Below are 13,783 nucleotides of genomic sequence, written 5' to 3'. Positions count from 1 at the left end.
GGCTGCCCGGATGTACAAGATTTGCCGTCACGACGCACCATTCCTGCGCACGGCTGCCGTCGTTAGGCTTGCCCGATGCCTCCGGACCTGCAGCTCAGTGTGGACTACGGCTCGTCGAACACGGTAGCCGTCATCGTTGACAAGTCCGGATCACGGCAGGTGCTCTTCGATGGGTCCCCGTTGTTGCCGTCTGCGGTGTTCGCAGAACGCGATGGGACCCTCAGCGTCGGCCGCGATGCCGTGCGGCGAGCGCGGCTGGACCCGGCAAGGTATGAGCCGAGTGCCAAACGGCGAGTCGACGAGCAGGTCCTGCTGCTGGGTGACCGGGAGGTGCCAGTCAGGGACCTGATCGCAGCCACCCTGTCACGGGTCGCGGCGGAGGCGACTCGAATTGCCGGCGGGCTGTGGTCGCAGGTGGTGCTGACCTGTCCGGCGGCGTGGGGAGCGACACGGCGTCTCGTGCTGCTTGACGCGGCGGAACAGGCAGGTCTCGGCGAGGTCAAGCTCGTCGAGGAGCCGGTCGCAGCGGCCTGGTACTTCGCCGGACCGGGACAGCATCCGGTTCCGACCGGGTCAGCTGTCGTGGTCTACGACTTCGGTGCCGGCACCTTCGACGCCAGCGTGGTGGCCAGAACATCGGACGGGTTCACGGTACTCGCGACTGACGGACGCGCTGACCTCGGCGGACTTGACCTCGATGCGGCCCTGATCACCCGAATCGGCGAAATGGCCGAAAAAGTCGACACGACCGCTTGGGCACGCCTGACTCATCCCGTCACGGCGGAGCAGTTGCGCTATCGACACCAGCTCTGGGACGACGTGCGTGGCGCGAAGGAGCGACTGTCTTCTCACCCGTCTGCCGATGTGCTGGTTCCGCTGGTCGAGACCGAAACGCACGTGACCCGTGAAGAGTTCGAAGATCTGATCCGGCCAATGCTGGAGCAGACGATACGGGTGACGCAGGGCGTAGTCCGCTGGTCGAAGCTTCAGCAACAGGACATTGTGGGGGTCTTTCTGGTGGGCGGATCCAGCCGCGTGCCACTCGCCGCGACCATGCTTCACCGCGCTCTCGGCGTCGCACCTACCGTCCTTGCCCAGCCGGAACTCGTCGTCGCACAAGGTGCCGTGGTCGGCGAGCAACTCGGTGGCCGGCGAGCCGATATCCCGCTGGCGCCCGCAACCGTGGCATCGCAGCCCCAACACCCGGCGCTCAGCCCTGCTGGCGTCGCGATGCCGACCAGTGCCCCGCCCGTGGACTTCGCCGGCACTCGACAACCAGCGCCTTCGCGGGCCGAGCCGGACACCGGCGCGGCGGAGCCGCCGACGGGCCCCAGGAGCGCGGACAGGGCAAGCGCGGCTGCCGCACCACCTGACACCGCCGACATTGCCGAACAGACGGTGCGTCCTGTCCGCTGGCAGTCGCCGACCCTCGCCGGATGGCTGGCCCGACTGGGGACTGTCTCGCTGATCCTCGGGCTCGCGCTTCCCTGGGCATCGTACGAACCGGCCCAAGACCCGCCTTTCTCGCTCACCATGGTCGCTATGAGCTTGTGGCCCGGGCTCCTCGGCGCGGTCGTCCTCGTCGCGACGGTCCTCGGACTCAGCTGGACAACAGACGTGCGGCGACGACTGACTGCCCGTCTCGTGGCGTTCGTTTCCGGCCTCGCGTTCACAATCGGCTGCTTCTCCCTCCCGATGGACCAGAACTCGCTCTCCGAAATCGTTGACGTTTGGTCCCAAGAGGACATCAGATCCGGAGCGAGAGCGATCATCATCAGCAGACCGGTCGTATTCTTGGCGATTGCCGGTGTCTGGCTTCTGGTCCTGACGCCCTGGGCGGGGCGGCCCAGGTCGGCCCTGTTCGGGACCGGACTCGTCTGGTCGGCGGCGGACACGGGGCGGCGAGCCGCCAAACGCGTACTTGCTGCGGCCGCCGTCGCGCTGGCGGTCGCCAACGTCGTGATCCTGTGGTTCCGTGGTGGCGTCGACAACGGCAAAATGAGCGTGTTTTCGGCGAGCGACAGTCTCGCGACATCATGGGCCTTCGTCCTTGCGAGTTTCGTACTTATCGCAGTGATGGCGGATCTTGCCATTACTGGCGAAGCCGGTGACCATCAGCGATGGGTGAATCCGGCCCGGGCGTTCGTCCTGGCCGGCTACGCACTCGTCGCCGGTGAGGGCAGCGGATACCTCTACTGGTTCGACTTGAACGACCTTGAACTGTCGCCGTGGGTAACAGTCGCGCCGCTCCTGTTTGCCGTCCTCGCTTCGTTCGTTCCACCACGAGCCGAACCGTCTCGTGGGTAGCACATCATGCCCAGATCTGACTCCGTCGGGGCCGTTCGTGGGCCCTGCCTGACGTCTCATGGTCGGAGGCCAGCGTGCGGGGGGACGATGCCTGGGCCTCACGGAATGCGGACATGGCAGCTGGTACTTCCACTGCTCCGCCGCGAACCTGCTCGGCCGTCCGGAACGCGCCCGCCGGGGTGGCTACCCCGTCGCAGGCCGCTGCCCGCCGGGCCCGGGACGAGTGGCTGGCCACCACCGGTGAGGGTCGCACCGCCCGCAGCAAGCAGCGACCGCTGCGCCGCATGACCGGCACGGACAGGATCGAGACAGAGCGAAGAAGGTATGCGTCGACGTCTGGGGCGACGGCGCCGACACACCCAACCTCAACTGCGACGAGTACCCGTTCGCATCCACGTACGAGGGCGCCTACTGGTCCACCACCGAAGCCGACGGCGACACCAACGGCTGGAAACAGTGGATTGCGGCCTGCCTGCTGTCCACAGTAGACATTTGTGTGATCGACCGCGCTTGTCAGACCTGGACCGGAGTCAATGACCCCCTCGCCGAGGCGCTCCGGCAGCTGGGCGTTCCGGCCCGCGATCCGGCGTCGGCGCAGCTCGCCACCGACGGCTCCAGGTGCATCACCGCAGTGGTACGCCGACTGCGCCCCGACCCGCAGCCGCGCGCCGTTGCCGCCATCGGCGCCGCCATGACCACGGCCTGAGCAGGGCGAGGCCGGTGATGAACGCGGCGGCGGACCCGGCGAGGAACGTCGCGTACGGTTTCCACTCTTGGCTGCCGGTCGCCGGGTAGATCACTGCAAGGCTTCCGGCGTCGCGGGCCCGGATGGACTCCCCGGCGGTCGCGCCCTGCGGAAGTCCCCCGTCCAGCTCCATCCGGTGCCGCACCACCGTGCCGTCGTCGCTGACGAAGTCGCCGAACCAGCCGAAGCGTTACCGCGGCGGCGACCACCGGTCGCACGAGATCGGATCGGTCAGGGTGAAGGTGCCGGTGGTTCCGTAACCGTGCGCCGCCCGCCAGGTCGGCACCGTCAGCACGGCAGCGCCGACAGTCCCGAGACCACCAAACACTGCCAGCACACACCGGACGATCGTCACGACGACGCGCATCGGCAGCATCGGATACATACGGCATCCTACCGCGGCGGGCTCCGGCCCCACCTCACCTGCGGTGCGAGTTGCTCACCGCGCGGGCCCGGCCCTACGACGTCTGGCTGCGCCGGACGAAGGGGGCCAGCGTGATGCCGGCGGAGGCGAGCACCCGTGCAACGAAGGCCCGTTTGTCCGCGGTGTAGCCGTCCACGCTGTCGTGTGATTCCGCCAAGCCGAGCTTCAGCGCCTGGTACTCCTGGCGAAGTGCGGGGTCACCGCGCAGTGCGTCACGGAAGGCGAGCCGCTCGCGCCACAGGTCGCTGCCAGGTTCGGTCAGGTGCAGGTGGTGGGTGTGCTCGGCTGAGCGCGTCGCCGTTCGGTAGAACCAGTAGGCCCGTGGGCGGTGCGGTGCGTGCACGTATCCGTGCTCAGCCAGCACCTCGATAGCCGGCGCCGCGCCGGCCAGGTCCTGGACGCCTGCCACGATGTCGATGATGGGCTTGGCCGCCAGACCCGGCACGGCCGTCGAACCGACGTGGTGTACCCCACCTGCCAGCCAAGGAGCCAGCACCTCCTCCAACACGGCACGTTCCCGCCTGAAGCGCGACGGCCAGTCCGGGTCGTACGCCACCACGGTGATCGGCATACATGCCAGGCTGCCACATCACCGATGGACGACCCGAGGCGATTCGGCCGGCCGCATGGACCCGTGCCGCCGGCATCGTCGCCGTACACTCGCGGCGGTCACGCACACGACCGGACGGGGGAATCAACGATGACCGTGCCCGTAACTGACCTGCCGGACCCGCGCGACCTGTGGGCCGAGCCGGCCCTGCTGGCCGCCCTGACCGCCGACCGGCCGTCGAGCAGCCTGCCGGGTTACGACGTCACCGCCGACGGGCTGCGGATGCGCGACATCGGCAACGGCTGGTGGGGGCTGCTGCCCGTGACCGGCGGCCGAGCGGTGCTCTACGGACTGGACCTCGACAACAGCGAGATCGAGATGTGCCGGGAACCGGTCGACCTGCTCGCGGGCGGCCCGGCGTGGCTGCCGTGGTCCTGGCTCCAGGCACTGCTCGCGGGCGCCGAACCGGTCGGCTTCGTGTACTGGTGGGACGGCACCGAGTGGAGCCGCGCCCCGTACCCGGCGGAACTGCGTGAAGACGGATGCCCGTTCCTGCTCGAGGACTCGGTGAGGGCGCTCGCCGAGGCGGCCGAGCAGCTCACCACCGACCCGGCCGGCCGCCAGCAGCTGCTGGCCCGCCTGCGCGCCGCGGCCCGGGACCGCACCGCCGGCCTGGCCCTGTTCGCCGCCGTGGAACAGGCCCGCACGTCCACGCGCGAACCGGCGATCGACCCGGACACCGCCCTCGCGGCGGCGGCCCGGGCCGGGCTGACACCGGGCAGCACCTGGCCCGAACACCCTGCCGGCGACGGCGAACCGGCCGGGCGCACGGTGCCGTTCAACGGCCCCGACCAGCAGGCCGGCCTCGTCGAGCGGGTCATGCGCGACGCGCCGGAACAGCCCCGGCCGGCGACCGACGGCGACGCGCTGCGGGACCTCGCGGCACAGCTGCGCTCCGACGGCGTCGACGTCCTGACCGTGCAGTGGGGCCCGCAGTACCGCACGGCGTTTCGCACCGAGTCCGGCCTGCAGGTCACCGGCCCGCTCGCCGACCTCGTGCCGGCGCTCCGCGAGGCCGACGCCGCCCCCGACTCGGGGCGCTGGCTCTACCTGCGCGTCGACGTCACCGGACCGGACGCAGCGGTGCAGCGGGCCTACGACCACGCTCCCGGCTGGTGGCAGCCGTCCTACCCCACCGTCAGCCTGGCGCTGCTGCGCGAGGAGACGGCCGCCCGCACCGAACGCTGGCGCCCGCTGTGGACCGCGCTGCTCGACGAGTCCCTGGCCGTGACCGGCGTCCCGCCGCACCTCTGCCGTGTCACCCCGGCGTCCACGGCCGGCCGGGGCTGAGACGGTCCGGACCGCAGGCCGGCGCTGGCCCGCTGAGATGGTGCTCGCTGGGCGTCGCCGGCGTCAGGTCGTATGCGGCATCGCGGCCTCGGGCGTGCAGCCGGACGCGGTAACCACCCGGCCCCTGCCAGGACAGGAGCGGGTAGGAGATTTTCCGCCCTGCCCGGACCGCGATGGGATCAGGCCTGCGAGCAGGCTGCGCCGTCGTAGACCCAGTTGTGGGCATCATGAGGTTCCCCGCTTTTGATAGAGAGGGCCCGGCCGGCGCGGAGACCCCCATATGGCTGGCCAGGGTGGCGATTCGCGCGGCACAGACGGTATGCACCAAGCCGCCCAGATCCGGCAGATCGCGGTGGCAGCCGACGCTCAGTACGCAGGCGCCGCGGCGGCACGCAGCGACGACACCGAGTCGTAGGCCACAGCCGCGCAGTCGGCCACGACCTGCCCCGAGTCCTCCATCGAGGCTGCCCACGAGATTCAACGGTGACGATTGCGTTGGTCGAGCGTGTTCGCCCGGGCGTTTTGAGCAGCGGTGTTGAAATCTTCGGTCGTAGGGGCGGCGACCGGCAACTGGTGCGCGGCCTCCGGGCGTAACCCGTCGAAGATCAGGTGCAGGTAACGCCGCCACAGGCCGGGCACCGTGTCGCCGAGCGGTGCGGCGGCCTGCGCTGCGGCATTGAACAGCAGCACGATATCGTGGCCCGTCACGTCGGCCCGGATCACGCCGGCCCGCCGGGCCCGCCCGGTCAGGTCCTCGGCCACCTGCGCCAGGCCCTCGCTGGCCTCGCGCACCCGAGGGTCGGCGCGCGAGATCGAGGCGGCGGCTTCGCAGAGCGAGCGGTCGTTGGCGTGCAGCTCGATACCGGCGGTCATGAACTGCAGCAACGCGGACCCGGGGTCGACCGCGTCACGCAAGCCCTCACCCAACGCGACAAGGCCGGCGACCCGGTCTCCAAAGATCTCCGCGACCAGGTCTTCCTTCGAGGGGAAGTGGTTGAACACGGTGCCCTTCGCGACGCCGGCGCGTGCCGCGATTCGAGCGATCGAGACATCCAGGCCGTGCGCGGCGAGTTCGGCCGACGCGGCGTCCAGTAGGGACCGCCGGTTGCGGGCGGCGTCGGCGCGGGGCATCTGCCCACCATAGCTCAACTTGACCGCTCGGTCATGTTCGGTGTTATGGTTCGACGCCAAGATGACCACACGGTCAAGTTATGCAGGAGGCGAGCGATGAAGGCAGTAGTGGCCCGCAGCTACGGCGGCCCCGATGTGCTGGCAGTCGAAGAGATTCCGGTGCCCCGGCCCGGCCCCGGCCAGATCCAGGTGCGGATTCTCGCGACCGCGCTCAACCCTGCCGACCTGCGGACTCTCAGCGGAGTGCTGCGGGACCTGACCCCGCTGGAGTTCCCGTATGTGCTCGGCAGCGACTTCGCCGGCGTGGTGACCGAGGTCGGCTCGGGCGTCACCCGGTATGCGGTGGGCGAGCAGGTGTTCGGCGTCGCGCTACCGCGTGCGACCGGACAGATGGCGACGAGACTGTCCACGCCGCCGTCGCTCACAACCGGAACGATGGCCGAGTACGCCGTCTTCGAGGCGGACACACCGGCCATCGCACGGCGTCCGGAGAAGCTCGACGCGGAACATGCCGCAGCGCTGCCGATCGCCGGACTGACCGCGCTGGCCCTGCTGGGCGCCGAAGGCTACGACCCGGCTGACCGGACGACGCTGGTGCTGGGCGCGGCGGGCGGGGTCGGCGGTGCGGTGGTCCCATTGCTGGCGGCCGCCGGTGCGCACGTGATCGCGACGGCGATCGCCGAGGACGAGCGTTACGTGCGCGAGTTGGGCGCCACCGAAGTGATCGACTACCGCGCTGTGGACACGGTGGCCGAGACCCTGCGGCGCCACCCGGACGGCGTCGACACGCTGATCAACCTCGTTCTGCCCGGCCCGGCCCTGGTCCAGGCAAGCCGGGTGCTCCGCCCCGGAGGGCAGCTACTGAACGCCGCCTTCCCCAGCCCCGAGCTCTCTGCTTTCGGCGGGGCGGACCTGACCGTTGAAACGGTCTACTGTGCCGCCCGCCCCGGCAACCTCGAACAACTCGCCAGGTATGCCTTGGACGAGGTATTGCCCTGCACGATCAGTCGACGGTACCCCCTGGCACGGGCACCCCAGGCCTACTCCGACCTGGTGGACACCCACGTGCGCGGCAAACTCGTCGTCACCATCCCGTCGATCACCTGACGGTGATCCCGCCGCCGGCCCGAACGCTTCCCAGCCTCCGGCAGCAGCGGCGCGATCACCGGCCGGCGCAGGCGCTCAGTCGTCGGTCTCCTGGGTGATGGACAGGGTGTTGCCGGACGGGTCGTTGAACCAGGCCGCGTAGTGCCCCGGCGCGTGGTGGATCGACTGGTCGTCCAGCTCCAGCCCGTCGGGGCGCTCGAACCGGACGCCGCGCGCGACCAGCTCGGTCACCAGGGCCCGGATGTCCTCGACGGTGAAGGTGAGCACCGTGAAGGACGCGGGCGTATGGTCCTCCTTGCCGTACAGCATGACCTCCACGCCGCCGGCGAGGTTCATCCGCAGCAGCCCGCCGTTGTACTCCTCGGTCACGTCGAGGCCGAGGGTCTCGCCGTAGAACTTCTTCGCCTGCGCGATGTCGAAGACCGAGTAGGTGGCCTTCGCGGGACTCTTGCCCAACATGGTGTGCTCCATTCCTCGGTGGTTCCCTAATGACTCAGCGTTGAACGCTTCTCGGCGGGCGCATCGGGGGCGGTGGCGCGCTCGCGCAGGGCCAGCGCGGCCAGCACGGCCAGGCCGAGCACCAGCACCGCACTCACGAGCGCGGTCAGGTGCAGGCCGTCGGTGAAGGCGACCCGCGCGGCCTCCATCAGCGTGCGGCCGGCCGGATCCGGCAGGCTCCCGGCCACGACGGCGGCGTCGGTGATGCTGGTGCGCGCCTTGTCCAGCGCCTCGGCCGGCACGTCGCCGCCGGTGGTCAGCTGCCGGGCATACCAGCCGGTCCCGACGCTGCCGAGCACCGCGATCCCGAGCGCGATGCCCAGGTCTCCGCTGGTCTGCACGATCGCGGCGGCGGAGCCGGCCCGCTCGGGCGGCACCGCGCCGAGGACGACGTTGTTGGCCAGCGCGCCGACCAGGCCGATGCCGAAGAACACGACCGTGGCGCCGCCGATCAGCAGCCCCAGGCCGTTGACGGGGGTCTGGGTCATGGTGGCGTAGCCGGCCGCGGCGATGATCAGGCCCGCGGTGATCACGGTGCCCGGCTGCACCTTCTGGGCCAGTGCCGGCGCGGCCATCGACCCCACGACCATGCCCATCGCGGGCGCGATGCCCCACAGCCCGGCCGACAGGGGGCTGAGCCCCTGCACGACCTGCAGGTCCAGGTTGGTCAGCAGCATGACGCCGCCCTGGGTGCCGACCGCGAACAGCAGGACCACCAGGGCCGCGCTGAACGCGGGCTTACGGAACAGCGTGAGATCCAGCAGCGGGTCGGACAGCCGGCCCTGCCGGCGGATGAACAACGCGCCCAGGACCACACCGACCACAATGGACAGCATCGGCACGACGGAGAGTCCCACGCGCACGGATTCCTTGATGCCGTAGATGATCGGCAGCACCGCGCCGAGCGAGAGCACCACGCTGAGCGGATCCAGGGTGCTGGCGTGCTCGTCGCGGAACTCCGGCAGCAGGAACGGTCCGGCGATCAGCAGCAGCACCATGACCGGCACGCCGAGCAGGAACACCGAGCCCCACCAGAACGACTGCAGCATGAGGCCGCCGACCACGGGCCCGAACGCGGCGCCGCCCATGAAGCAGCTGACATACACCGCCACGCCGACCGCGCGCTGCTTCGTGTCGGTGAAGATGTTGCTGATCAGGGCCAGCGTCGACGGTGCCAGGGTCGCCCCGGCGACGCCCATCAGCGCCCGTGCCGCGATCAGCATCCAGACCGTCGTGGAGAACGCGGCCAGCGCCGAGGCGACGGCGAAGCCGAACGCGCCGATGAACAGCAGCTTGCGGCGGCCGATCCGGTCGCCCAGCCGGCCGGCGGTGATGAGGAACCCGGAGACCAGGAAGCCGTAGATGTCGCTGATCCACAGCTGCTCGGTGCTGGTCGCGGAGAGGTCCTCGCTGAGCCGCGGGAGCGCGAGGCTCAGCACGCTCAGATCGATGGCCAGCAGCAGCGCGGGCAGCGCCAGCACCGCCAGCCCGAGCCATTTCCGCCGGTCGGCGGTCTCGTGATCGTTCATGAGGTGCCTCGCAATCTGCTCGGTCGGATCAACCTGCTCTGCGCACCCGTACCCCAATACTTAAGCACTTACTTGACTATTGGTGCAACCGGACCTACCCTCGAACGTGTGACCAGCGCTCCCGAGCCGTCGCTGGACCAGGTGTTCCAGGCGATCTCGGACCCGACCCGCCGGGGACTGGTGGAGATCCTGATCCGTGGTCCGGCCAGCGTCAGCAGCCTCGCCCGGCCGTTCGACATGACGTTGTCCGCGGTGATGCAGCACCTGCAGGTTCTGATCGACAGCGGACTGGTGACAACCGAGAAGGTCGGCCGGGTCCGCACCTGCCGGATCGACGTCACCGCGTTGCGGCGCGCCGAGGCCTGGCTCTCCGGTCAGCGCACGGTCTGGGAGCACCGGCTGGATCGTCTCGACCTGCTGCTCTCCACACCCGCACCATCCGATCGCGCTGGGAGGTCTGACATGACCGATCGATCCGTGCTCGTCTCGTCGTTCTCCATCGAGCGGACGTATCCCGCTGCCCCGGACCGGGTGTTCGCCGCCTGGGCCGACCCGCGGGCCAAGGCGCGCTGGTTCGCCGGGGCGAATGCCGAGCACCACCAACTCGATTTCCGTCCCGGCGGCGTGGAAGTGACCCGCGGGAAGAATCCCGAGGGCAAGCCGCTGACCTTCGAATCGCGCTATCACGACATAGTGCCCGCGGAGCGCATCGTCTACTCCTCGGCCCTGCTGGTCGAGCAGAACCCGGTGACCATCTCGGTCACCACCGTGCAGTTCCAGCCCGCCGACGGCGGCACGACGCTGCTGCTCACCGAGCAGGACACCTACCTCGACGGCCATGAGCAGCCCGAGTGGCGCGAGAGCGGCACGAACGGCTGGCTCACCGCACTCATGCACGAGCTGGCCGCCACGGTCACCGAAAAGCTCCCGAGAAGCCCCTGACTTCAGCCATGGGGAGGTAAGGGAGTGCTTGAAACGTTGCGTTGGTTCTCGACATAGTGTTTGACGATCTCCAGGGTCGCGCCGCCCGTTGTGGCGACGAAGTACGAGTTGGTCCACAGGGTCGGCAGCCTGGACTTGAGGTGGGGAAACTCGGCGCGGAGGAGTCGTGAAGACCGACCCTTGATCTGCTTGACGAGGCGATGGATGCCGAACTGCGGATCGCAGACGACGAGCAGGTGCACGTGATCGGGCATGGTCTCGATCGCTTCGATGGGCAAGTCCCGTTCGGCGCGCACCTCGCGGATGATTTTCTTTGAGTCGGCCATCGACCGCGCCGGTGGTGATCGGCCGCCGGTATTTCGGCACCAGACCTCGTGGAAGTTGCGGCGGTAGACGACGTTGTTGTTCGATCGGACCTCGTCCACGGCGACACCGTGTGGCCACATGTTGTACGGTGTTTGTCGTGGAGGAGACGTTGCGCTACACCTACCGTCTGCGCCCCGGCGCGACGGCGGAAGCCGCACTGCTCGCCGAATGGGGACGCTGCCGCTGGCTGTGGAACGAGGCCGTCCACCAACAGAAGATCGGCCGGAAACCCACCTTCGCCAAGCTCTGCCCGCCTACAACGTGCCGTACCACGGCTACCGCAGAAGGTGCGCGGCCGAACTCGCGAAGGCGCAGCGCAAGATGGCCCGCCGCCGCCCACCGCGAGGTCACGCCGCCTCCACGGGCTACTCGAAGGGCTACCTGCGCGCGAAACGGCAGGCCGCGAAGCTGCACAAGAAGGCCGCCCGGCAGAACCAGCACACCGCCCGCATCTGGGCCAAGGCCGTCGTCGACAACCATCAGACGATCGCCGTCGAGGACTTCAAACCGACGTTCCTCGCCAAGTCGACGATGGCGCGTAAGGCCGCCGACGCCGCGATCGGTGCGGCGAAGCGAGAACTGATCGAACGTGGCACGCGGGCGGGCCGGAGGGTGGTGCTGGTACCGCCCGCCTACACGACCATGACCTGTTCCGGGTGTTTGACGAGAGCCAAGCAAAGACTCGGGATGGGTGTACGGATCTTCGTCTGCGAGTCCTGCGGCTACACCGCTGGGCGCGACGAGAACGCTGCGAGGCTCATCCTCGCCACGGTGGAGCGTGACCGTGCTGGCGTTGATGGCGCAAGACATGCAATCACCTCCTCCGGGAGCGGGTTGCGTGCAGCCTGAGTCAGAAATCCCCCGGATTCATCCGTGGGGAAGCGTTAATCCGTGACCTTGACGGTGACCGTCTTCGGGCGCTGATATTCGTGCAGCGCCAGCACGCTGAGGTCGGTCCCGGTCCCGGAGTCGCCCCGGCCGCCGTGCGGAAGCTCGGCGGTCTGGGCGAGGTGGCAGTTCACCCAGACCTCACCCGCGTCGATCCTGGCGGCGACCCGCAGGGCCCGGCGCACGTCGCGGCTCCACACGCTGGCCGCGAGTGCCTGCGGCACGCTGTTGGCCATGGCGACTGCCTGCCCGACGTCCTCGGCGCACTGCACGGTCAGGACCGGGCCGAAGAGCTCCTCCAGCACGGCCGGGTCGTCCTCGGGCAGATCGGACAGCACGGCCGCCGCCCGCCAGTAACCGTCGCGCTCGCCGGTGCCGACCTCCACCCTGCCCTCGGTGACGTGACCGGCCCGGCTCTCCGACCGGATCCGGTCCAGCCGCCCGGCCTGCTCGGCGCTGTTCATCGGCCCGAAGTCCACGCCGGCGACCCGCCCGGCCATCGCCGCACCGAGCCGGTCCACGGCCTCGGCGTAGTTCTCCCGCAGGGTGATCACCCGGGCCGGGGCCGCGCAGCTCTGACCGGCGTTGTAGACCGCCGCCGCGGCCAGCGCCGCCCAGGTGTCCTCGGGCGCGTCCGGCAGCAGCACCACCGGGCAGTTGCCGCCCAGTTCGAGGCTCACGCGACGGACGCCGGAGCGGGCCGACACGTCCAGGCCGCCGCGGAGACTGCCGGTGAAGGCCACCGCGTCCACATCGGACCCGACCAGCAGCTGCCCGGTCGACCGGTCGCCGGGCACGACCTGCAGCACCGCGTCGCCCAGCGCCTCGGCGGCGTCCTCGGCCAGCCGCAGCGCGGAGTCCGGGGTGGTCTCGGCCGGCTTCAGCACCACGACGTTGCCGGTGGCCAGCGCCGGGGCGCACCGCCAGGCGGCCATCATCAGCGGATAGTTCCACGGCACGACCACCCCGACGACGCCGACGGGTTCCCACCGGACCCAGCTCTCGTGCCCGTCGATCAGGTGCCCGCCGGCCGGTGCCAGCGCGGCCCGGGCGGCCTGGGCGAAGTACCGGAAGAGGTCCACGACCTCGTCGACCTCGCCGGCCGCCTCGGCCAGGGGCTTGCCGGTGCCGGCCCGCTCCCGGGCCACGTAGTCGTCGTGGTGGGCGGCGATGAGGTCGGCCAGCCGGTCCAGGCGGCGGGCCCGGTCCCGGCCCGGCAGTGCCCGCCAGGCCGGTGCGGCCGTCGCCGCGGCGGCGACGGCCTTGTCGACCTCGGGCGCGCGGGAGAGGGTCGCCTCACCTCGGCGGGCCCCGGTGCGGGGATCGGTCAGCGGCGAGGTCACCTCTCGTCACCGCCGCCGACGCAGTCGTCGCACGGACAGTGCTCGCAGTCCACGTCGTGCAGCCGCGCCGGCGCCACGGCGTGCAGGTCACAGATCATGCAGGTGAGGTCGCCGAACGGGGTGACGACCTCCTCGTAGGGCACCGGGGCCATCCGGTCCTCGGCGTCGATCGCCTTGTGCGGGGAGCCGACCGCGAGGATCACATGGTCGGTGATCGCGCCGACGGCATGCGGGACGTCGCCCTCGATCAGGTAGGTCTGGCCCGCGTGGGTCTCGTGGACGCGCCCCGCGTAGGTGATGGTGCCGGACCCGGCGACGACGGTCAGGACGTGGTGGCCGGGATGGGTGTGCGGCTGGAAGCCGGCCCCGGCCGGGAGGCGGATGATGTCGGCGCCGACCGCACCGTTGGTGACCAGAGCCTCCCCGGTCGCGTCGTGGGCGCCGTGCAGCGAGACCGGTCGTTCCGAGTGTTCGAGCCGCAGGTCCGTGTGATCGTCGTGCACCTCGGCCTTGGCCCAGGTGACGATGTCCAGGTCCGGCGTCGTGTGGTCGTCCATGTCGCCCTCCGGGTTGACTCCAGAATGGGGTGGCTACGAGCGGGAG

At 70.0% G+C, this 13,783-nt stretch carries 14 protein-coding genes; 6 read left to right on the top strand and 8 right to left on the bottom strand.

What is annotated here, in order from left to right; translation table 11 throughout:
- Nucleotides 1–75: 75 nt before the first annotated feature.
- On the top strand, nucleotides 76–2,307 hold the full coding sequence (locus ACFPIJ_RS11020) for an Hsp70 family protein (RefSeq protein WP_380114618.1): 2,232 nt from the start codon (nucleotides 76–78) through the stop codon (nucleotides 2,305–2,307).
- A gap of 496 nt (nucleotides 2,308–2,803) precedes the next feature.
- Nucleotides 2,804–3,013, top strand: coding sequence for a hypothetical protein (locus ACFPIJ_RS11015; RefSeq protein WP_380114617.1), 210 nt, complete (start codon nucleotides 2,804–2,806; stop codon nucleotides 3,011–3,013).
- A gap of 229 nt (nucleotides 3,014–3,242) precedes the next feature.
- Here ACFPIJ_RS11015 and ACFPIJ_RS11010 read toward each other — a convergent pair whose 3' ends face one another.
- Together ACFPIJ_RS11010 and ACFPIJ_RS11005 are read right to left on the bottom strand one after the other, a co-directional pair.
- Nucleotides 3,243–3,437: a hypothetical protein gene (locus ACFPIJ_RS11010; RefSeq protein WP_380114616.1), complete on the bottom strand. Its 195-nt coding sequence runs from the start codon at nucleotides 3,435–3,437 to the stop codon at nucleotides 3,243–3,245.
- Nucleotides 3,438–3,510: 73 nt separating this feature from the next.
- Entirely contained in the window at nucleotides 3,511–4,047 is a 537-nt protein-coding gene (locus ACFPIJ_RS11005) for a GrpB family protein (protein WP_380114615.1), read from the bottom strand.
- Between the two features lie 129 nt (nucleotides 4,048–4,176).
- Here ACFPIJ_RS11005 and ACFPIJ_RS11000 point away from each other — a divergent pair, with 129 nt between their 5' ends.
- Nucleotides 4,177–5,376: a hypothetical protein gene (locus ACFPIJ_RS11000; protein WP_380114614.1), complete on the top strand. Its 1,200-nt coding sequence runs from the start codon at nucleotides 4,177–4,179 to the stop codon at nucleotides 5,374–5,376.
- A gap of 477 nt (nucleotides 5,377–5,853) precedes the next feature.
- Here ACFPIJ_RS11000 and ACFPIJ_RS10995 read toward each other — a convergent pair whose 3' ends face one another.
- Complete coding sequence (locus ACFPIJ_RS10995; protein ID WP_380114613.1) at nucleotides 5,854–6,576, bottom strand: TetR/AcrR family transcriptional regulator; 723 nt, start codon at nucleotides 6,574–6,576, stop codon at nucleotides 5,854–5,856.
- A gap of 39 nt (nucleotides 6,577–6,615) precedes the next feature.
- On the opposite strand from ACFPIJ_RS10995, the gene ACFPIJ_RS10990 reads away from it, so the two are divergent.
- The gene (locus ACFPIJ_RS10990; RefSeq protein WP_380114612.1) at nucleotides 6,616–7,614 is read left to right on the top strand and encodes an NADP-dependent oxidoreductase; all 999 of its coding nucleotides are present in this window, start codon (nucleotides 6,616–6,618) and stop codon (nucleotides 7,612–7,614) included.
- Nucleotides 7,615–7,689: 75 nt separating this feature from the next.
- Here ACFPIJ_RS10990 and ACFPIJ_RS10985 read toward each other — a convergent pair whose 3' ends face one another.
- Nucleotides 7,690–8,073: a VOC family protein gene (locus ACFPIJ_RS10985; RefSeq protein ID WP_380114611.1), complete on the bottom strand. Its 384-nt coding sequence runs from the start codon at nucleotides 8,071–8,073 to the stop codon at nucleotides 7,690–7,692.
- A gap of 26 nt (nucleotides 8,074–8,099) precedes the next feature.
- Nucleotides 8,100–9,641 carry an MFS transporter gene (locus tag ACFPIJ_RS10980; RefSeq protein WP_380114610.1) on the bottom strand — a complete coding sequence of 514 codons (1,542 nt, stop codon included), beginning with the start codon at nucleotides 9,639–9,641 and terminating at the stop codon, nucleotides 8,100–8,102.
- 3 nt (nucleotides 9,642–9,644) lie between these two features.
- Between ACFPIJ_RS10980 and ACFPIJ_RS10975 the strand changes: the two genes are divergently transcribed.
- Nucleotides 9,645–10,583: a metalloregulator ArsR/SmtB family transcription factor gene (locus tag ACFPIJ_RS10975; protein WP_380114609.1), complete on the top strand. Its 939-nt coding sequence runs from the start codon at nucleotides 9,645–9,647 to the stop codon at nucleotides 10,581–10,583.
- A 2-nt stretch (nucleotides 10,584–10,585) separates the two neighbouring features.
- Here the strand turns inward: ACFPIJ_RS10975 and tnpA are convergent, their stop codons facing one another.
- Nucleotides 10,586–11,008, bottom strand: a complete 423-nt coding sequence (gene tnpA, locus ACFPIJ_RS10970; RefSeq protein WP_380114608.1) for an IS200/IS605 family transposase — start codon at nucleotides 11,006–11,008, stop codon at nucleotides 10,586–10,588.
- Between the two features lie 109 nt (nucleotides 11,009–11,117).
- Here tnpA and ACFPIJ_RS10965 point away from each other — a divergent pair, with 109 nt between their 5' ends.
- Complete coding sequence (locus ACFPIJ_RS10965; protein ID WP_380114607.1) at nucleotides 11,118–11,798, top strand: RNA-guided endonuclease TnpB family protein; 681 nt, start codon at nucleotides 11,118–11,120, stop codon at nucleotides 11,796–11,798.
- A gap of 35 nt (nucleotides 11,799–11,833) precedes the next feature.
- On the opposite strand, the gene ACFPIJ_RS10960 is transcribed toward ACFPIJ_RS10965, so the two are convergent.
- Both ACFPIJ_RS10960 and ACFPIJ_RS10955 read right to left on the bottom strand, forming a co-directional pair.
- Complete coding sequence (locus ACFPIJ_RS10960; RefSeq protein ID WP_380114606.1) at nucleotides 11,834–13,180, bottom strand: aldehyde dehydrogenase family protein; 1,347 nt, start codon at nucleotides 13,178–13,180, stop codon at nucleotides 11,834–11,836.
- On the bottom strand, nucleotides 13,177–13,737 hold the full coding sequence (locus ACFPIJ_RS10955) for a cupin domain-containing protein (protein WP_380114605.1): 561 nt from the start codon (nucleotides 13,735–13,737) through the stop codon (nucleotides 13,177–13,179). Before ACFPIJ_RS10955 ends, ACFPIJ_RS10960 begins: the two co-directional genes overlap by 4 nt.
- Between the last annotated feature and the right edge of the window lie 46 nt (nucleotides 13,738–13,783).

It is taken from the genome of Dactylosporangium cerinum (genome assembly GCF_042653625.1).
GTDB classification, from domain to species: domain Bacteria; phylum Actinomycetota; class Actinomycetes; order Mycobacteriales; family Micromonosporaceae; genus Dactylosporangium; species Dactylosporangium cerinum.
This window is presented reverse-complemented; position numbering and strand designations above follow the sequence as displayed.

Bases quoted from the DNA above. Each gene is read 5' to 3' on its own strand.
- ACFPIJ_RS11020 (WP_380114618.1), top strand. From the start codon at position 76: ATGCCTCCGGACCTGCAGCTCAGTGTGGACTACGGCTCGTCGAACACG.
- ACFPIJ_RS11010 (WP_380114616.1), bottom strand. From the start codon at position 3,437: ATGTATCCGATGCTGCCGATGCGCGTCGTCGTGACGATCGTCCGGTGT.
- ACFPIJ_RS11005 (WP_380114615.1), bottom strand. From the start codon at position 4,047: ATGCCGATCACCGTGGTGGCGTACGACCCGGACTGGCCGTCGCGCTTC.
- ACFPIJ_RS11000 (WP_380114614.1), top strand. From the start codon at position 4,177: ATGACCGTGCCCGTAACTGACCTGCCGGACCCGCGCGACCTGTGGGCC.
- ACFPIJ_RS10985 (WP_380114611.1), bottom strand. From the start codon at position 8,073: ATGTTGGGCAAGAGTCCCGCGAAGGCCACCTACTCGGTCTTCGACATC.
- ACFPIJ_RS10980 (WP_380114610.1), bottom strand. From the start codon at position 9,641: ATGAACGATCACGAGACCGCCGACCGGCGGAAATGGCTCGGGCTGGCG.
- ACFPIJ_RS10965 (WP_380114607.1), top strand. From the start codon at position 11,118: ATGGGGACGCTGCCGCTGGCTGTGGAACGAGGCCGTCCACCAACAGAA.
- ACFPIJ_RS10955 (WP_380114605.1), bottom strand. From the start codon at position 13,737: ATGGACGACCACACGACGCCGGACCTGGACATCGTCACCTGGGCCAAG.